Origin of the sequence: Desulforhopalus singaporensis (assembly GCF_900104445.1) — a bacterium.
Classification (GTDB): domain Bacteria; phylum Desulfobacterota; class Desulfobulbia; order Desulfobulbales; family Desulfocapsaceae; genus Desulforhopalus_A; species Desulforhopalus_A singaporensis.
The window spans coordinates 36,355-53,832 of sequence record NZ_FNJI01000010.1; the positions used below are offsets into that span (position 1 = coordinate 36,355).

At 51.0% G+C, this 17,478-nt stretch carries 16 protein-coding genes; 4 read left to right on the forward strand and 12 right to left on the reverse strand.

Going from position 1 to position 17,478, the window contains the following annotated elements; genetic code table 11:
- Nucleotides 1-49: 49 nt before the first annotated feature.
- From BLQ17_RS08615 to BLQ17_RS08660, 10 genes are all read right to left on the reverse strand, one after another.
- Complete coding sequence (locus tag BLQ17_RS08615) at nucleotides 50-1,921, reverse strand: aldehyde ferredoxin oxidoreductase family protein (RefSeq protein ID WP_092221868.1); 1,872 nt, start codon at nucleotides 1,919-1,921, stop codon at nucleotides 50-52.
- Nucleotides 1,922-2,021: 100 nt separating this feature from the next.
- Nucleotides 2,022-3,389 (reverse strand): PAS domain-containing protein, encoded by a 1,368-nt coding sequence (locus tag BLQ17_RS08620; protein ID WP_092221870.1) that lies wholly within the window; start codon nucleotides 3,387-3,389, stop codon nucleotides 2,022-2,024.
- A 446-nt stretch (nucleotides 3,390-3,835) separates the two neighbouring features.
- Nucleotides 3,836-4,375: a glycine cleavage system transcriptional repressor gene (locus tag BLQ17_RS08625; RefSeq protein WP_092221872.1), complete on the reverse strand. Its 540-nt coding sequence runs from the start codon at nucleotides 4,373-4,375 to the stop codon at nucleotides 3,836-3,838.
- A gap of 14 nt (nucleotides 4,376-4,389) precedes the next feature.
- Nucleotides 4,390-5,292, reverse strand: coding sequence for a lipoyl synthase (gene lipA / locus BLQ17_RS08630; protein ID WP_092221874.1), 903 nt, complete (start codon nucleotides 5,290-5,292; stop codon nucleotides 4,390-4,392).
- Nucleotides 5,289-5,978, reverse strand: a complete 690-nt coding sequence (gene lipB, locus BLQ17_RS08635) for a lipoyl(octanoyl) transferase LipB (protein WP_092221876.1) — start codon at nucleotides 5,976-5,978, stop codon at nucleotides 5,289-5,291. The genes lipA and lipB overlap by 4 nt, the downstream gene beginning before the upstream one ends.
- An 8-nt stretch (nucleotides 5,979-5,986) precedes the next feature.
- Nucleotides 5,987-7,444, reverse strand: coding sequence for an aminomethyl-transferring glycine dehydrogenase subunit GcvPB (gene gcvPB / locus BLQ17_RS08640; RefSeq protein ID WP_092221878.1), 1,458 nt, complete (start codon nucleotides 7,442-7,444; stop codon nucleotides 5,987-5,989).
- Nucleotides 7,441-8,775 (reverse strand): aminomethyl-transferring glycine dehydrogenase subunit GcvPA, encoded by a 1,335-nt coding sequence (gene gcvPA, locus BLQ17_RS08645; protein ID WP_092221880.1) that lies wholly within the window; start codon nucleotides 8,773-8,775, stop codon nucleotides 7,441-7,443. The genes gcvPB and gcvPA overlap by 4 nt, the downstream gene beginning before the upstream one ends.
- 46 nt (nucleotides 8,776-8,821) lie before the next feature.
- Nucleotides 8,822-9,220 carry a glycine cleavage system protein GcvH gene (gcvH, locus tag BLQ17_RS08650; RefSeq protein WP_092221882.1) on the reverse strand — a complete coding sequence of 133 codons (399 nt, stop codon included), beginning with the start codon at nucleotides 9,218-9,220 and terminating at the stop codon, nucleotides 8,822-8,824.
- Nucleotides 9,221-9,239: 19 nt separating this feature from the next.
- Complete coding sequence (locus BLQ17_RS08655; RefSeq protein WP_176761148.1) at nucleotides 9,240-10,505, reverse strand: aminomethyl transferase family protein; 1,266 nt, start codon at nucleotides 10,503-10,505, stop codon at nucleotides 9,240-9,242.
- Between the two features lie 52 nt (nucleotides 10,506-10,557).
- A complete protein-coding gene (locus BLQ17_RS08660; protein WP_092221884.1) occupies nucleotides 10,558-11,001 on the reverse strand; it encodes an Lrp/AsnC family transcriptional regulator in 444 nt (147 codons plus the stop codon).
- A gap of 165 nt (nucleotides 11,002-11,166) precedes the next feature.
- Here BLQ17_RS08660 and lpdA point away from each other — a divergent pair, with 165 nt between their 5' ends.
- The 3 genes from lpdA (at nucleotide 11,167) to BLQ17_RS22560 (ending at nucleotide 14,610) form a co-directional block, all read left to right on the forward strand.
- Nucleotides 11,167-12,597, forward strand: a complete 1,431-nt coding sequence (gene lpdA / locus BLQ17_RS08665) for a dihydrolipoyl dehydrogenase (protein ID WP_245695068.1) — start codon at nucleotides 11,167-11,169, stop codon at nucleotides 12,595-12,597.
- A 176-nt stretch (nucleotides 12,598-12,773) separates the two neighbouring features.
- The gene (locus BLQ17_RS08670) at nucleotides 12,774-14,108 is read left to right on the forward strand and encodes an alanine/glycine:cation symporter family protein (protein WP_092221888.1); all 1,335 of its coding nucleotides are present in this window, start codon (nucleotides 12,774-12,776) and stop codon (nucleotides 14,106-14,108) included.
- Between the two features lie 337 nt (nucleotides 14,109-14,445).
- Nucleotides 14,446-14,610 (forward strand): hypothetical protein, encoded by a 165-nt coding sequence (locus BLQ17_RS22560; protein ID WP_176761149.1) that lies wholly within the window; start codon nucleotides 14,446-14,448, stop codon nucleotides 14,608-14,610.
- An 82-nt stretch (nucleotides 14,611-14,692) separates the two neighbouring features.
- On the opposite strand, the gene BLQ17_RS08675 is transcribed toward BLQ17_RS22560, so the two are convergent.
- Nucleotides 14,693-15,199, reverse strand: a complete 507-nt coding sequence (locus BLQ17_RS08675) for a hypothetical protein (protein ID WP_092221890.1) — start codon at nucleotides 15,197-15,199, stop codon at nucleotides 14,693-14,695.
- Nucleotides 15,200-15,434: 235 nt separating this feature from the next.
- Here BLQ17_RS08675 and BLQ17_RS08680 point away from each other — a divergent pair, with 235 nt between their 5' ends.
- The gene (locus BLQ17_RS08680; protein WP_092221892.1) at nucleotides 15,435-15,650 is read left to right on the forward strand and encodes an RNA-binding S4 domain-containing protein; all 216 of its coding nucleotides are present in this window, start codon (nucleotides 15,435-15,437) and stop codon (nucleotides 15,648-15,650) included.
- A gap of 214 nt (nucleotides 15,651-15,864) precedes the next feature.
- Here BLQ17_RS08680 and BLQ17_RS08685 read toward each other — a convergent pair whose 3' ends face one another.
- Nucleotides 15,865-17,391, reverse strand: coding sequence for a leucyl aminopeptidase (locus tag BLQ17_RS08685; RefSeq protein ID WP_245695070.1), 1,527 nt, complete (start codon nucleotides 17,389-17,391; stop codon nucleotides 15,865-15,867).
- Between the last annotated feature and the right edge of the window lie 87 nt (nucleotides 17,392-17,478).

The window sequence follows — 17,478 nt, forward strand, 5'->3', positions numbered from 1 at the left end:
AGTTCTGGCGCAGCTGTTTGCTTTGCCAGAACGCTTGTAGTTGCAGATATTATGAAGGAAGTGAACCCACGAGATCCGTGAGTCCAAGGGAGTCTAGTGTTTCCGGCGACGGTATCCCCGTCTGGCCGTCCCAGCCCAGGGACTCATATCCGAGGCGCTTTATAGATTTGAAGTCGAGATTCCTGCCTTTTATCGGGCCGCTTGGAGGTGGTTGGTCTATCCTTGGCGGAATGACCCATTCTGCGGTATCGACTTCTTCGCGAATATTGAAAGCCTGGCGCAGCGCCTGGATGCGACGTCCGGTTTTCAGACCTTCGGCTAAGGTAAAATCCCATCCGGTTATGGCGCACATGGCCTCTACCAGCGGAAGGGTTTCCGGGTAGGTCCCAAACCAGCACAGTCCTGCCGAGGTTGACAACCGGTCAAGGTCGCTGCAGGTCGCAAACACCTTGGCATAGGCCTCATAGTCATAGATGTTCGCTTTTACCACCTTGCACTCCGGCAACATTACGCTGGCCACATCTTCATCGACGCTGTCAATATACTGGGTGGCCGTATGCCTTCCGGGGGTTGGATCGCAGATATATCCCCAACCGTGTCCGACACTGGTCCTCGGGTCGTGGGCCGGCAGATCCTGCCCTCCTACATGGACCGCCCACTCCTCGGACCCTTGGCCAATCCGTTGCGCCGCAAATTTACTGCCGTCGGCGAGCACTTCACCAAAACCTTCCCGACGACCGATTTTCTCTATCATGGCCAGCAGAGCCTCGGCACTTCCCCACACCATCTCTATACCATCTGTATCTTCTTTCGTGATGACGCCCCGCTCGTAACACTCCATGGCAAAACCGATAACACTTCCCGCCGTACAAGTGTCGATACCGTAGCGGTTGCAGAGGTCGTTGGCCTTGATCAACGGTTCCGGATCTTCTATAAGCAGATTGGAACCGAAAAGTCCGAGAGTTTCGTACTCGATCTTACTGCTGTTCTTGACAGTATAAGGTCCCTTTTCGATGGTGAGCCTTCCCTTGCACACCAGCGGGCAACTTGCGCACCCCTTTTTCTTTTTCTGGTAATGGGTGATGGAATCGCCGTGCAGGCGCGCCCAGTTGGGAAATGCCTCTTCGCCGAATCGAGTCCAGTTCTTGATTGGACAATCGCCCATCTTGAGATACCCCTCAAAAAAAGAACAGGTCCCCCCTCCCTTAAAGAGCGGCATCCACGGATGTTTGGACACTCTGACATCCTTTCGGTATTCTTTGCGGAGTCTGGCCAGACGCTTGGCATCGGCAGGTTCAGCGCTCTTGGTCCCGAAGACAGCCACCGCTTTCAGGCCCTTGGCCCCCATGACCGCGCCGAGACCGGAGCGGGCTGCTGCGCTGCCATCCTGCATAATTGCCGCAGAAAGCGATTTTTTCTCTCCGGCAGGACCTATGCAAACCACTCGAACCTTGTCGTCTGACAACTCCCGCTTAATACCTGCTTCGGTTTGGCAGGTGTCTTGGCCCCACAGCCGCTCGGCGTTTTTGAATTGGACCTCTCCGTCTTTGAGCAGGAGATAGACCGGTTTGGCCGAACAGCCGGTAATGAAAATTGCGTCATAGCCGCACGCCTTGAGTGCCAGGGCGAAAAGCCCTCCCACGTTGGAGTCGCCCCATCCCCCCGTTATGGGCGATTTGCCGACGACCTGAAGGCGCGCTCCATGAAAACCGGCACCGGTCAGGGGACTGGTAACAAACCCGATAACATTTTCCGGACCGAGAGGATCCGCTTTTGGCGTCATGTGCTCATAGAGCATCCGTACCCCCAGCCCCTGACCGCCGATAAAATCACGATAGATCTCTTCCGACACTCTTTTTTCGGTGGTGGTCGCCGAGGTCAAATCGACAAAAAGTACCTGTTGCATATAGCCGTTGGTCATGTTCCCCTCCTTGTATCAATTATTGTTGTACTTTAGGATAAAGGAAACACGAGCGTATTCAATACTCTATAAAAGGGTATGAATCGGGTATGAATTATACCTATTCCTGAAAGGTGTGCAGGTAGGTTCTGAGGTTGACTTTTTTTCTGTTTATGCCGATTTTTTTTCTGATATTCTTTCGTTGGGTTGCGATTGTTTTCTCGGACAGGTACAGCAGCGAGGCGATCTCTTTGGTTGATTTTCCGTGCTTTATCAGGTCAGCAACGGTCAGTTCTGACGGGGTGAGATTAAGATATTTTGAGGTCAGCTTGCGGGAAAAGGGTAATACTATCTCCTTGAGATTGGTCTTCACTATGCCCATGTACATCAACTGGGTTTCGTTCAAGGACTCTTCCTCGATCTTCTCGAGGTAGGGAAGAATGAGCTCTTTGGCGTTGGCCAGCATATTCTCCTCCATGTCGGCCTTGTTCTCATCACTTTTCTTGAGAAGAACCTTGAGGGCATTGTTCACTTCCGTGAGATGCTGCGATTTTTTCTGCAGATCCTGTCGATTACGCAGCAGAGACCGCTTACTCTGTTCAAGTTTTTGCGTCCGGTCTTCAATCCTTTTTTCCAGTTCCCGGTTAAGCAGTTCAAGCTCTGCCTCCAATTTTTTATGTTTTGAGATATCGACCTTGGTACCGGTCATGCGTATCGGGGAACCGTCTGTGGAACGTTCAACTATTTTCCCGACATCGAGTACCCAGACCCAGTTGCCGCCCTTGGCCCGTAGCCGGTGTTCACTCTTGTAGCGGGGCAACTCTCCTGAAATATGGCGATCAAGCATATCATAAACCCGCTGCTTGTCTTCAGGGTGGATCAGCTGCTCCCAGGAAGAGATATGCGGCTTGATTTCATGGGGTTTATAGTCAAGAATGGCGGCCCACTCATCTTCAAAGACAACCTCGCCTGTAACCAGATACCAATCCCAGACGCCGGCCCCCGTTGCGGCAATTGCCAGTTCCAGCCGTTCCCGGCTTTTCTCAAGGTCCGACTCCGCCTGACGTTTTCTATGAATGTTCTGTACACTGACAACAAGAAGATTGGGATCAACGTAGCAACAGTTGAACTGCAGATAAGTCGCAGGCAGACCCTGGTGGGAACGGTACAGTGCTTCCAGCACAAATGAAGGATGTTCAGGAGAACATGACCTGAGGTTAAGGTTCAACTCGTAAAAACCTGGGAAAATAACATCGACCGACTGGTCAAGATTATGCGCCCCAATGTTCCTGATTATCTTTGACACGGAGGGATTGAAATCAATCAGGATGATATCAGTTCCCGTATTTTCCAAAATAAAGGCGGGAACCGGCGAAGAGTGAAACAGCGCCTGGTAATTTATTTCAGTTTTCCTTGCCGTCTCCATAGCTCCTTGTCCCGCGCGATAGCTGACTCCATTTTCGTTTAAAACAACGGTATCACCTGCCATACTTCACTGGAAAATAGCATGCTCCAGAGGATTCTACCAAATCGGTGAACGAAACATAGACCTTTTTCACTTTTAACAAAAGGTCTTTGACAACAATATTTATTTTTTAAAAAAAAGGAAAAGACCCGGAAGAAATCTTAAAGATCGTCCTGTTCGGCGACTTGTCATTGCAGAGCCCCGCAGACAGTCATTTAAGGTTTGTTAAGGTATGAAAATGTTTTTTTATTGATAGATTTGCGGTAAAAGGTAAAAAACTTCATGGAGTTTGAAGACACAGGTCTTGTTTCACCCCTCAGACAGCCGATTTTTTTCAACGGTCACAGTCGGCTTCATCCGGGCGTCCGCCTCAACGGTTCTTGGCCGTTAGAGGTGACACCGGCTCGTTTTCTGACTTCTAAATGTTCTCTTCTGTACCCCTCTCCTTTCAGCCAGGAGAGGGGCTTTTTTTAAGCGATGCTTACATCTACATGAAGTCGGTCACCGATTGTTTCCAGCCCGTCTTCCACCTCGCCAAGGTTCAATTTGCCGGGAATCTCCACATCGATTTTCATCACGTAGAGATCTGTTCCGCTCTGCGGTGACGGTCGCACCTCGGTCCTCAGGGTGAGTATGTTTATGTTGCTGTCGGCAAGAAACTTGCTGACCCGATATACGATACCGGCCTGGTCGTGCCCCTCGATATTGATGGTTTTGGTTACGATGTCCTTTTTCTTTTCTTGCTTTTCATCGCCCACAGGACGCAGAAAAGCAGTAATTCCTTTTTCTATTTCCAGTCTCCTGCACTCTTTCGACATGACCTCATTCAAGGTGCCGGCCACGTCCGAGCTCGGCTCCGATAGAAGAAGCAGGATGGCAAATTCTCCCGCCAGGTACATCATCGAGGAATCTTCGAGATTGTAACCGTTTTCGTAGATAACCTGAGAAATATCAGCGACTATGCCAACCCGGTCTCTGCTGAATGCGGTGAGTAAATATTTATTTGACATGGCTTTCCTTCCAGTTAGTTTTTTCTGTCAACTGCTCCAATCACCTGTTCATAAAGTATACCCGCTTCAAAAGAACTTCGCACGGTCGGACTGCTGGCTACCGCCTTGAATCCAAGCTTCAAGGCTTGCTCTTTCAGGAATATAAACTCCTCTGGGGTAACAAATCGATCGACCGGCAGATGTGCACGCGACGGCTGCAGATACTGACCCAGGGTCAGGATGTCACAGTCGTGGGTGCGCAGGTCTTTCATAACACTCAAGATCTCATCCCGGGTCTCACCGAGTCCGACCATGATTCCGCTTTTAGACGGTATGTCGGGCCTTATCCGCTTTGCCTCCTGCAACAGTCTCAGCGACCGGCTATACACAGCTTCCGGCCGAACCCGTTCATAGAGGCGGGGAACCGTCTCCACGTTATGGTTGAGGACCGTGGGATTGCCCTCAAGAATTACCGCCAACGCTTCCCAGTTACCCTGCAGGTCGGGAATCAGGATTTCCACCCGAACCCCGGGTGTTTTCTTGGCGATCGCCGTTAACACTTTCTTAAAATGGGACGCACCGCCGTCCGGAAGGTCGTCCCTGGTGACTGAGGTAACTACCGCATATTTGAGTCCGAGGGTGGCTACGGCGTCGGCGATCCTGCCGGGTTCTTCCGGGTCCGGCGGACCGATCGGTTTATAGCTCACGGCACAGAACCTGCAGTTTCTGGTACACCTCTCGCCCATGATCATAAAAGTTGCGGTACCTTTGGAAAAACACTCAAACTGATTGGGGCATTGAGCCTCCTGGCAGACCGTTGCCAGACAGGAATCGGCCAGGAGGTTTGTCATTTTCCCGTACTCCGGTCCCCTCGGCAGTCTTTTTTTCAACCACTTTGGTTTTCTTATACGAATTTCGTGATTCTCTGTTTGCTTCATGGAAAAACACCTGAAAAATTTGACGGCACAGCTGCACTGAACTCCCGGTGGAAGACATCGCCAAGACATCTTGCCATCCTCTGTTTGGCGTCTGCAAAATCTATGGCCGCTCCGGTTTCCCGCTCAAGCGAGGTAACCCCTACCCCCGCCAGACCACACGGCTGTATCCAGTTGAAATGCGTAAAATCGAGGTTTGCATTGAGTGCAAGACCGTGAAAGGTGACACCGTGCCTCACCCTGATCCCGATAGAACCTATCTTGCTGTTCCCAACCCAGATTCCCCGGTTACGCTCATCCCTTCCGGCGGCGATACTGTACGAGGCGGCGACATCGATCATTACCTGTTCCAGCATGTGCACATACTCACGAACAGATAGACGGCTGCTGCGCAGATGGATTATCGGGTAAACAACGACCTGTCCCGGACCGTGATAAGTTATATCTCCGCCTCTTTCGGTCTGGACGATGGCAACACCTTCGGCCCTGACATGGTCCTCGCTCACCATGAGACTCTGCCGCCCGCCCCTGCTGCCAAGAGTAAAGACGGGGGAGTGCTCGGTTACGAGAAAAACGTCATGACGGTGCTTATCCTCCAGCCGCCACCTGACACAGTCGAGCTGGAATTGATGGGCCGCAGCGTAATCGGTCCGGCCCAGATCCACCAGATAACTTGTTATCGACGACATCTGTCAACTCACCCGCACAGACACGGTTGTCTTGCCGCCTGGGTTTCGTCGAGCCGCTTGACCTTGAACCGTTGGGGGGCGTTTTTCAACAGCTCGGCATCGCTTTTCGCCTCGGCCACTATTTCCTTGACCACCTCTATAAAAGTGTCGAGCTCTTCAAGGCTCTCGGTCTCGGTGGGCTCTATCATTATCGCGCCATGCACCACCAGCGGGAAATATATGGTGGGCGGATGGTATCCGCTGTCCATAAGCCTCTTGGCAATATCTAGGGTCGTCACCTTGTATTCCTGCTGCTTCTTATCGGAAAACACGGCTTCGTGCATGCAGGGCCGATCATAGGCGAGGTGCAGGTGATTCTTGAGTTTCACCTTGATGTAGCAGGCGTTCAGCACCGCATATTGCGTGGCTTTTTTCAGGTTCTCAGCACCCATCGTCAAGATGTAGCACAGCGCCCGAACGAGAACTCCGTAGTTGCCATGGAAACAGTGCATTCTGCCGATCGACTCAGGCCGTTCATCCTCCAGTCTGTATTGCTCGCCGTCAAACACAACCCTTGGCGAAGGCAAAAAGCCGGCAAGCTCTTCGACCACACATACCGGCCCGGATCCGGGGCCACCGCCGCCGTGGGGCGTTGAAAAAGTCTTGTGCAGGTTCAGGTGCAGCACATCGACCCCGCACTTTTTCATATCGACAATTCCCATGACCGCGTTCATGTTGGCGCCATCACCGTAAACCAGCCCCCCTTTTTCGTGTACAATCTGAGCTATCTCCCGAATATTTTCCTCAAAAAGACCGAGGGTGTTCGGGTTGGTGATCATGATCCCTGCACACTCTTCGTCCATCAGTTCCCGCACCTGATCGACATCGAGGATCCCCCTCGGCCCCGACTTGATCGACACCGGCTTGTAGCCGCAGAGAGCGGCGCTTGCCGGGTTGGTACCGTGGGCGGTGTCGGGGATAAGTATCTTGTTTCTTTTTTTGCCGCGGCTCTTGTGATAGGCGGCAAAAATCAACATTCCGGCAAGCTCGCCATGGGCTCCCGCCGCAGGCTGTACCGACACCGCGTCCAGACCAGTTATCGCCGCCAGGTAGTTCTGCAATTCATAAATGATCCGCAGGGTTCCCTGACAATATTCATCGTCCAGCATCGGGTGCGCCGACGTGATCCCTTCGGAGGCGGCATGCTTTTCGTTGATTTTGGGGTTATATTTCATGGTGCATGAACCAAGGGGATACATGCCGGTGTCAACCCCGAAATTCCACTGGCTGAGCCTGGTATAATGGCGTACCACGTCCACTTCGCTGAGATCAGGAAAATCCGGCCCTTCACCGCACAGATCCGCTGCCAGCTGGGCATCGGGAACATCCGAGTCCGGTATGGACATACCGTTTCTGCCGGGCCGTCCCTTCTCCCAGAGCAGAGGCTCTTCCATAATCAATCCACTTCTTCCTGGACCGTATTTCATTTTTTCACCTCTTTGATAACTGTATCAAGCACGTCTTTTGACGCAGTCTCGGTAACACAGAACAGGTAACAATTATCCATGTCATCATAAAAGCCGGAGAGATTGAGTCCGGCAGCGATTCCCTGTTCCATGAGGCTTTTCTGCACCGGTTTGAAGTCACTGTCAAACCTTACGGCGAACTCATTGAAAGTTGGCGCATCGTGGCAGAGTGTTGCTCCCGCCTGCTGCAGGCCCGCTTTGAGATACTCGGCCTTGTCAAAATTAAGTTTGGCAAGCTTTCTGATACCCGTGCCGCCAAGCGATGCCATATACATCGCAGCGGTAAGAGTGCAGATACCCTGGTTGGAGCAGATGTTGGATGTCGCCTTTTCGCGTCTTATGTGCTGTTCCCTGGTAGACAGAGTCAGGACATACCCCCTTTTGCCCTCAAGGTCCCTGGTTTCGCCCACCAGCCGGCCCGGCAGATTGCGGACGAATTTATCCCGGCAGCCGAACATGCCGAGCCCGGGACCACCGAAAGATACAGGGATGCCAAGACTCTGTCCCTCGCCGCAGACAATATCGGCGCCGCAGCTTCCCGGACTCTTCACCAGACCAAACGCCAGCGGTTCGGAAAATGCTGCAATAAACAGGCTGTCGGCCGCGTGTATCGCTTCCGCGCTCTTTTCCATGTCCTCTATTACACCGAAAAAATTTGGTGACTGCAGCGCCACCGCGGCGAACCCATCCTCGGCTGAAAGCGAACTCAAGTCGGTTCTGCCGTCTTCTGCTACTGCAAGTTCGACTATTTCATATTCCGTGGGAGCGAAGTAGGTATCGACCACCGCCCGATAGTGCGGATGAATAGCCTTTGAGACTGCCACCCGCTTTTTCTTGCGGCCAATCCTGATACCCATCAACAGCGCTTCCGCCAGAGCCGATGCACCGTCATACATGGATGCATTGGCGACATCTACTCCGAGCAGTCTCGCGGTAAGGGTCTGGTATTCATACAGCCCCTGCAGCGTCCCCTGGGCCATTTCCGGCTGGTAGGGCGTATACGCCGTTATCAGTTCCGACCGGCTCATTATTGCGGGAATAGTGCTTGGAATATGATGCTGATAGCGCCCTGCACCTACCAGCACCGCATGTTCCGGAGTGATTTTCATCATCGACTTGATTTCAGCCATGTACGAATTCAAGTCCCATTCTGTCTTTGGAGGGGGTAATTTCATCTCCTTATCATATCGGCACGATTCGGGGACGGTTCTGAACAATCCTTCAAAATCACTCACCCCGATGGTATCAAACATCGTCCGAATATCTTCATCGGTATGTGGCAGGTAGCGCATTGTGCACCTCTTGGATAAGATTACTTCTTCAAGTTACTGTCTGCTGCTATTCGGCTTTTAACAGTTCCAGATACGCATCTTTATCGAGCAGCTCGTTGATTTCGTCGATGTTGTCAGGTTTTACCTCGACAATCCAGCCGCTGTAAGGGTCCTGGTTGAGCAGTTCTGGCGAGTCTTCGAGGTCGCCGTTTACCGCCACTATTTCGCCGCTTATGGGAATATAAAGCTCGGAGACCGCCTTAACCGACTCAAGAGTGCCGAATTCGTCTTCAGCCTCGAAAGTGTCGCCTACCTCGGGCATTTCAACAAAAACGATATCTCCCAGCTGATCCTGGGCATAATCGCTTATGCCCACCTTGACCGTATCCCCTTCAACCTTTGCCCACTCGTGATCCTTGGTATAACGAAGGTCTTCCGGCAAATTCAGTTCGCTTATTTCTTTCATGGTATTTTTCCTCCCGGTTTTACAACATTTCTTTGATTGGACGCCTGGCGGTCCTGTCCGGCCTGACATCACTTCTGATTTCCACTTTGATTTTCCTCTTGCCGTCGGTGAGAAAGATGATGGTTCCCTCAGCAAGCTTTTGATTGACTTTGACGAAGCCGCAGGAAAGACCCTTGGGGACGAAACCTTCCTGGCTGGAGCCGATACTGACGATATCGCCCTCCACCCGACCGATCGCCATGTCCGTTGCGCAGGTCAGGATTGTCCCTATTTTATCACCTTCACTGCTGGCAACATAAGATTTTTCCGAAACGACCATCTTGCGGGGATCGAATCCGGCGAAAGGAAGGGTAAACTCCGATGGCTGGAAATTCTTCAAGAACTCGGAGCCGATAAATTTTTTCGTGAAACCGCCATCCTCCTGTTTTTCGGCAACGGCAAAAGACCACGGATTTTCCGCAAACGGCCAGTCACCGATATCCTGATGGGACAACGGCAGCACCGCCCCGGCCCGCAAGGAGTCGCGGGCTGCAAGACCGCAGGGTTCCAGGGAGAACTCTTCTCCGGCTTCAAGCAACATTTTCCACAAGGAGACAAGTTTTGCCGGATCGACGAAGATTTCGAACCCGAATTCCCCGGTATACCCTGTCCTTGACAGCAATATCGGGGTTCCATCCTGCAACTTGACACCTCCCTCACCGACCCCTGTCCCAAACCATCCTTTGAACGAGAAATAGGGCATTTTTTCCAATACCGCACCGGGAGCCGCAAGCAGCTTTGACACTATCCTGGCCGAGTCTTTTCCCTGAACGTCGATTTTGCCCACCTGGTCGGTGAGATCGTCGACTCTCACCTCCAGCCCGGATGCATTGGCCAGCAGATGATCCGCCACCTTGGCGCCCATGCCGGCGTTGACCACGACCATATATATGGCGTCGGTGACCTGGTATACGATACAATCATCAAGCACGTGCGCATCAGGGGTCAAAATTATGCCGTAAACACAGCGGCCCTCGACAAGCGGCGTCTTTTTCGCTCCCAGGCAACACTCCAGATCCTTGGTGACACATCGCTGCAACAGTTCCCGGGCACCAGCACCGTCAACTATCACCACAGCCATGTGACTTGTATCGAAAATACCCGCGGAATTGATCACCGCCAGATGTTCCCCCTTGGCTCCCTTTGGGTACCACAGAGGCATATCGTAGGCGCCGAAGGCTGCCATATTCGCACCATGCTCTTTATGCCACTTGTGCAGCAGGGTCTTTTTTGTCTCCATACTCATAACAGTCTCCTCCCCCGACTCATTTAAGCCGTATACCGTTTCCCTTCAGTATTCAAACGACCAAAGGCACTTTCAGGTTAAAACTCTTGTAAACCACAAAGGTTTCCACCGAGCGCACGTCATCTATCTTCGAGACCTCCTCGGTATAGAATTCGAGCATGCCGAACTCCTTGTCCAGCAGGACGGTTACAACCAGATCGAACCTGCCGGTCACCACGCATACCGAGGTGACACCTCGCAGCTTGGTAAATTCCTCACCCTTGCTCACAAGATCCGTACTCTTGAGTTTGATGCCGGCAATAACTATCGATTTATCCGGTATGGCATCGGGATCGACCAGTCCGGATATCTCAAGCACCCCCTCCTCCCTGAGCTTTTTAACTCTGCCGCGAATTGTCCCTTCGGACAGCTGCAGGTCATCGGCGATCTTTTTAAAAGAGGTCCTTCCATCTTTTAAGTGATGTATTATCGAAATGTTGGTCTCGTCTATGCGCACAACCCTCTCCTTTGATGTTGATTTCGTAATTATTTTACGATATATTACTCACACTGTCAACATAGAATGGTAAATTTTAATGATATCGTATTTATCAGCTTTTTTTTACCGGCAACATTTCGGTCACTTATTATTACCATATCAAATTTAGCATGAGGTATTGAAATGAAAATTGCAATTATCGGCGCAGGTCCAGGAGGATATGTGGCGGCAATAAGGGCGGCGCAGAAAGGAGCCGAGGTAGTTCTTGTCGATAAATACAAGGTGGGAGGCACATGTCTTAATTACGGTTGCATTCCCTCAAAAATACTTAAGAAAACCGCAGAAATGCTCGATTCTTTCAGCCACTGCAGCGAATTCGGCATCGACCATGGCGCAGGCGCCAAATGCAACATGGCCCAGCTCATGAAGCGAAAGGAACAGGTTATCGATACCCAGGCCAAAGGAATTCATGCCCTGCTGCAGAAAGCGAAAGTGACGTACGTCTGCGGCACGGCGTATTTTCCTAAAAAGAACAGGCTCGAAGTGCGCTCCGATGACGGTTCCCTGAGCCTTTACGACTGGGATAAGCTCATTCTCGCAACCGGGAGCAGTCCCTCATCCATTCCATCTTTTCCATTTGACAAGACAGCTGTTCTCTCCAGTGACAACCTTCTCGACCTGACAACGATTCCCCAATCGATTACCATTGTCGGCGCAGGCGTAATCGGGTGCGAGTTCGCCTTTATCTGGAACAGCCTCGGGGCGGACGTGACGGTAATAGAAGCCCTCGACAGGGCGCTTCCCCTTCCGGCGGTAGACAGGGAGTGTTCAAAGATTATTGCCAGGGAGATGAAGAAGAGAAAAATCAACCTGCTGGTAAACAAGACGGTGGACTCCTGCACCAGAAGCGACAGCGGTTTGCTGCAGATCAACACCAAACTCTCGCCATTTTGCACCAAGCCAAGCAAAAAAGACGCCGAGGAAGTGATTATCGAGTCGCAAAAACTTGCAATATGCATCGGCAGAAAACCCAACAGCGATACTCTTGGCCTTGACAACATCGGTGTGACAACAGACGCACGAGGCTGGGTTGTGGTCGACGAAAAGATGCAGACCAGTGCAGAGAACGTCTACGCGATAGGTGACCTGCTCGGCCCGGCAAAAGTTATGCTCGCCCACGTTGCCTCAACCGAGGCCGAGGTTGCCGTATCCAACTGTTTCAACGACCATCGGGAAATGGTATATGACCTTGTTCCGGGGGCTATCTTCACTTCGCCGGAAATAGGCACCGTCGGGCTGTCGGAAGAGGAAGCGCAGAAAAAACACCGGAACGTGCGCGCCGACAGCGTGCTTTTCCGAACCTCCGGCAAAGCACAGGTTCTCGGAGAGCTTGCGGGTATGGCAAAAATAGTATCAGACGGCGATAGCGGGAAGATTTTAGGTGTCCATATCGCCGGACCGCACGCAACCGATCTCTTAGGAGAAGCGTCTCTTGCGATGCAGCTGGGCGCAAAAGTTGAAGACCTGGCGCACACCATCCACGCGCACCCCACCCTTGCCGAGATTCTCATGGAGACATCCCTGAAAGCGATCAATCTTCCCTTGCATAGTTAATAATTTCAATTTAAAACTAAGGTGTTACATTTAACAAAAATCGATACCCCAACAGATAATTGACTCGACAATGAGAAAACAGAAAGATGATTGTATTTTATTTTTCTACGGTTATTTCATTGGTCATGAATCGGTTATGATCAGTTGCGATAATCACCATAACAACAGGAGGTTATATGGAAGCTCTTGATGCGTTAATTGGTAAAATCGGTGCTTTTGCCTGGGGGCCGCCCATGCTCATTTTGCTTGTCGGAACCGGCTTCTGGCTTACGTTTAATCTGCGGGGCCTGCAGTTCACCAAACTTGGCCACGCTCTCTATCTGGCTCTTATCAAACGTAAGGAGGAAACCGACCAACCCGGTGACATTACGCATTTCCAAGCGCTGATGACCGCACTGTCAGCAACGGTCGGTACCGGTAATATCGCCGGGGTCGCAACCGCAATTGCCATTGGAGGCCCCGGCGCACTTTTCTGGATGTGGATTACCGGTCTGGTGGGCATGGCCACCAAATACGCCGAGGCTGTTCTCGCTGTTAAGTATCGTGAAGTAGATGAAAACGGGGAGATGAGCGGTGGTCCGATGTATTACATCTCCAAAGGTCTGAACTTGCCGTGGCTTGGAGCCATTTTCGCCATCTTTGCCGCGATTGCCGCGTTCGGTATAGGCAACATGGTTCAGTCCAACTCCGTGGCAGACGCAGTGGAAGCCACTTTCAAGATTCCGCACTGGGTTACCGGAGTCGTACTGATGGCTTGTACCGCAGCCGTTGTTCTGGGCGGAATCAAGAGCATCGGCCGGGTTACCAGTATACTGGTACCGATAATGATCGTGTTCTATATGGCTGCGGCCATGATCATTATTATTATAGACATTGCTGAGGTTCCCTCCGCCATCGCGCTTATTGTCAAGCAGGCTTTCAGTCCCACCGCAGCGGTGGGCGGGTTTGCAGGATCGACAATAATGCTGGCCATCCGCATGGGGGTTGCCCGAGGGGTCTTCTCAAATGAATCAGGCCTTGGTAGCGCGCCTATCGCTGCCGCTGCCGCCCAAACCAAAACCCCGGTAAGCCAGGCACTGGTCTCCATGACTCAGACCTTCATCGATACCCTGGTGGTATGTACCATGACCGGTCTGGTTCTCATCCTCACCGGCGTCTGGTCAAGCGGCAAGACCGGAGCCGAACTGACAACTATAGCTTTCCAGGCCGGAATACCCGGGGGAGCACTCATCGTCACCATAGGAATAATCCTCTTTGCCTATTCGACGATGCTCGGCTGGTGTTACTACGGGGAAAAATCCATCGAATACCTGTTCGGCATAAAAGCCATCGTCCCCTATCGTCTTGTCTTTGTCCTTTTGATCGGAGTCGGGGCGGTGGCAAAACTCAGTCTGGTCTGGAACATTTCCGATACGCTCAACGGCCTTATGGCAATTCCAAACCTTATAGGTCTGATCCTGCTGACCCCGGTCATCGTTTCTGAAACAAAAAAATACTTCGACGAGAACTAACCACAATATCGACGGCGCGCAGATTCCCTTTTTTCTGCGCGCCAGCCGTTACCCTTCACCCAGGCCACTGTTTCAGTTATTAAAAAAACAGCATGGTGTCACTCACCCGCTTGTCTCTTTAGTCTTCTGGTTCCTGGCAAAAACCTGAAAACTTGAATGACTTTCTGTCGTCAATTTTTCTTGCAGTACTTTATTTACAAGAGATTTAGGTTAACATCCCACGACAATTGTGGTATCTCCTTGCTGTATTTAAAAGAAGAGGAAGTGTTGTTTGTGTAGAGAAATCGAATTGAAATGCCACCTGAGATTTCGGTGGATTGAATCATGGATGTAAGAAATGGATAAAGATACGCTTTTACTGCTCCTGCTGCTTTCAGCGGCACTATTCTGGTCGATCAAGCTGCGTTTTGATGACAATAAAAAGATGATGCTTGAACAGAAACGGCAGGAATTAAACAGGAGAAAACAGCAGGAGAAAATAAAAAAACTGTTCAACAGATAACAAACGAACTGAACCCGTGTGTCTTTTTTCGCCAGGCACCATTTACCGTGACTGGCGAAAAAATCAACTCGCCGGATACAGGTTACTGAACAACAGGCTCGCCGAAGGGATTCAGCCGGTTTGCCGCTGCGACATCCACGGTGACATAAAAATTTGCCTGCGTCTTGCCGAGGGCGGCAACGCTTTCGGAGAGAATAACCATACAGGTCTTGTTCGGTTTGGTGAAAGCGAGCATCACATTGTTGTATGAAGCTTCTCCCACAAGCTTCCACTTGTTCTGTCTCATCGAAGAGATCACGTAGTCTTTGAGTGAAGTTATCTCCACTCTTCCCCTGTAGACATGAATCCCCTCTTCGAAAGAGTCGGTACGCAAAGCCATGCTCTCTTTCGCCACAAGCTGCATTTCGATCGGTAGCTCAATATCTCCATAACTCATGACTATATTGCTTACAGGGCCAAGGTCATTACTGACGGGAACCGTGCTCATTGTATTGGACTGCTGCAACCCCATACAACCGCCGGTCACACCAACCAGCAAAAGAACAGCACTGTAACAACAAATTTTTTTCATACCGGATAACATACTCATGATTGCTTTTCCTTTTCTGTTTTTTTATTTTCAACGGGATATCCAGATCCGTTGATTCTCAAGGCTTTATCACTTGTGCCTATTATTGAAGAAAAAAGCCAACAAAGCAAGTATAAAGAATTACAATTTGTTATAGTATGGCCAACACCTGTTGTCGTACCAGGAATTTGCCAGGACCAGCTAAATAATTCATAAACATCAACAGCTGCACATTTTACGCGCAAAGATGACCGCAATGCACCAGATAACAATAAAAAAAACCCCCATCAAGCTCGGACAGTTTTTAAAAATGGCTGATCTGGTTCAGGATGGATTCGAGGCAAAAATCAGGATCCAGGAAGGGGAGGTAACTGTAAACGGTGAAACAGAAACCAGAAGAGGCAGGCAGCTTGAGGCCGGCGATATCGTCGCTTACGGTGGCCAGGAGTTCTTGATCTGCGAAGAGCCATAACACATTTTCGTTGCTCTTTTTTCTTTCCCTACGATCTGCTGGCCGATATTCTCACCAGCACGTCCAGATATCGTGGTAACAGTCAATGCCGGGTCTCAGGTCACACCCGGTTATGGAGGCCATGCAAGAAAACTTTTGCCATGCTCTTCCCATGACCTCCACCTTCGGCAAAAAACGCTGTCACAACAGCGTTGCCGACTGCAACGAAGCAGATTCACAGCAACTGTTCGTTGTTCCACCTCCGGATAAACTCGATCAGGGTCCGACATCCGGTACCGGAAGGCCCTTTCGGGATATAGCTTTTTTCGGTAAAATCCCACGCGGTACCGGCAATATCGAGATGAGCCCATGGTGTTTTTCCGACGAAATTGTGAAGATATTCTGCTGCGGTAATGGATCCCCCCGGACGCCCTCCAGTATTTTTGATGTCCGCGACCGTTGATTTAAGCTGCTTGACATACTGTTCGCCCAGGGGCAGCTGCCATAACGGTTCGCCGGCGACATCACCCGCCTCTTTCAGGAGTTCTGCCAGCTTTTTATTGTTGCTCATCAACCCGGTATAATGGTGTCCGAGAGCTATGATCACCGCGCCGGTCAGAGTAGCCAGATCAATAACACACGTAGGTTTATATTGCTCTATGCCGTAAGCCAGCGCATCTGCCAGGATGAGACGCCCCTCGGCATCGGTGTTCTCAATTTCCGATGTGGTACCACCGTAGTGGGTTATGATATCACCGGGCTTGACCGCGCCGCCGCCGTTCATATTATCGGTTGACGGCACAAGACAGACCACCCGTACATCGGGGAGTTCCTCGGCAACAGCCTGCATCGTCGCGATTACCGCCGCTCCTCCGCACATATCGTATTTCATGTCCATCATACCCTGAGCCGGTTTCAGGCTTATTCCGCCGGAATCGAAGGTGAGCCCTTTGCCCACCAGCATTATGGTCTTTTCGGCTTTTGTGGGATGATAATCCAGACATACAAGTTTAGGCGGCTCGTGGGACCCCTGGTTCACCGCCAGGATACCGCCCATTCCAAGCTCCTGCATATCCTCCTTCTCCAGAACAGTGCACTTTATGTTGCATTTTTGCGCAAGTTCCTCGCCAAATTTCGCAAATTTCGCCGGAGTCCAGCCATTTCCCGGTTCGTTAGCCATATCCCTGGCGGTGCAGCATGCTTCACCGGCAACCCCGGCCCTGGCGATCGCCTTTCTCGTGGCGCTGTCGTTTTCCGCATTGAAAACCGTTATTTTTTTCAGCCCCTGGTATCTGTCTTCGTCAACCTTCTTGTAAACAAGAAACCGGTAAAGTCCGAGGTGGACGCCTTCAACCAGAGAGCACGCAAAGGCGGCTTCATCAATTTCACAATATTTCGGCAGTGCTATCCCGAGTTCCTTAACCTTGAGGGAATTGCACATTTCGGCAACAACTCCGCCGGCGACCCTCAGAATTTCATTTTTTTCCGCTTCGCTGGTCTCTTTGTGCAACTTTCCCAGGCCTATGACCGCGATTCTGGCGGCCTTTATTCTGCCTGAACCAGGAAAAGGTGAATAGAGTAAAAGCTTTTGTTCTTCCTTTCCGACAAATTCATTTTTCATCACCGCCCCGGGAATAAGAATTCTGCTGTCATCATCGCACACCAGATTTCCTTCCGCATCCTGTCCACCGAACAGGACCAGCAGATCGCCATCGAACTGTTCAGACTTTTTTTTGGAAACAACAATACTTAAAGATGTCATTTGAGTCCTCATAGATATTGATGTGATTCATTAACCGGTTTATTATCATCTTATGCCGAATTTAGCTATGTAGTTAAAATGGCCGCA

What these genes read in the sequence shown, in the direction of transcription:
- BLQ17_RS08615 (WP_092221868.1), bottom strand. Translation starts at nt 1,921, where the DNA reads ATGACCAACGGCTATATGCAACAGGTACTTTTTGTCGATTTGACCTCG.
- BLQ17_RS08620 (WP_092221870.1), bottom strand. Translation starts at nt 3,389, where the DNA reads ATGGCAGGTGATACCGTTGTTTTAAACGAAAATGGAGTCAGCTATCGC.
- BLQ17_RS08625 (WP_092221872.1), bottom strand. Translation starts at nt 4,375, where the DNA reads ATGTCAAATAAATATTTACTCACCGCATTCAGCAGAGACCGGGTTGGC.
- lipA (WP_092221874.1), bottom strand. Translation starts at nt 5,292, where the DNA reads ATGAAGCAAACAGAGAATCACGAAATTCGTATAAGAAAACCAAAGTGG.
- lipB (WP_092221876.1), bottom strand. Translation starts at nt 5,978, where the DNA reads ATGTCGTCGATAACAAGTTATCTGGTGGATCTGGGCCGGACCGATTAC.
- gcvPB (WP_092221878.1), bottom strand. Translation starts at nt 7,444, where the DNA reads ATGAAATACGGTCCAGGAAGAAGTGGATTGATTATGGAAGAGCCTCTG.
- gcvPA (WP_092221880.1), bottom strand. Translation starts at nt 8,775, where the DNA reads ATGCGCTACCTGCCACATACCGATGAAGATATTCGGACGATGTTTGAT.
- gcvH (WP_092221882.1), bottom strand. Translation starts at nt 9,220, where the DNA reads ATGAAAGAAATAAGCGAACTGAATTTGCCGGAAGACCTTCGTTATACC.
- BLQ17_RS08655 (WP_176761148.1), bottom strand. Translation starts at nt 10,505, where the DNA reads ATGAGTATGGAGACAAAAAAGACCCTGCTGCACAAGTGGCATAAAGAG.
- lpdA (WP_245695068.1), top strand. Translation starts at nt 11,167, where the DNA reads ATGAAAATTGCAATTATCGGCGCAGGTCCAGGAGGATATGTGGCGGCA.
- BLQ17_RS08670 (WP_092221888.1), top strand. Translation starts at nt 12,774, where the DNA reads ATGGAAGCTCTTGATGCGTTAATTGGTAAAATCGGTGCTTTTGCCTGG.
- BLQ17_RS22560 (WP_176761149.1), top strand. Translation starts at nt 14,446, where the DNA reads ATGGATAAAGATACGCTTTTACTGCTCCTGCTGCTTTCAGCGGCACTA.
- BLQ17_RS08675 (WP_092221890.1), bottom strand. Translation starts at nt 15,199, where the DNA reads ATGAGTATGTTATCCGGTATGAAAAAAATTTGTTGTTACAGTGCTGTT.
- BLQ17_RS08680 (WP_092221892.1), top strand. Translation starts at nt 15,435, where the DNA reads ATGCACCAGATAACAATAAAAAAAACCCCCATCAAGCTCGGACAGTTT.
- BLQ17_RS08685 (WP_245695070.1), bottom strand. Translation starts at nt 17,391, where the DNA reads ATGACATCTTTAAGTATTGTTGTTTCCAAAAAAAAGTCTGAACAGTTC.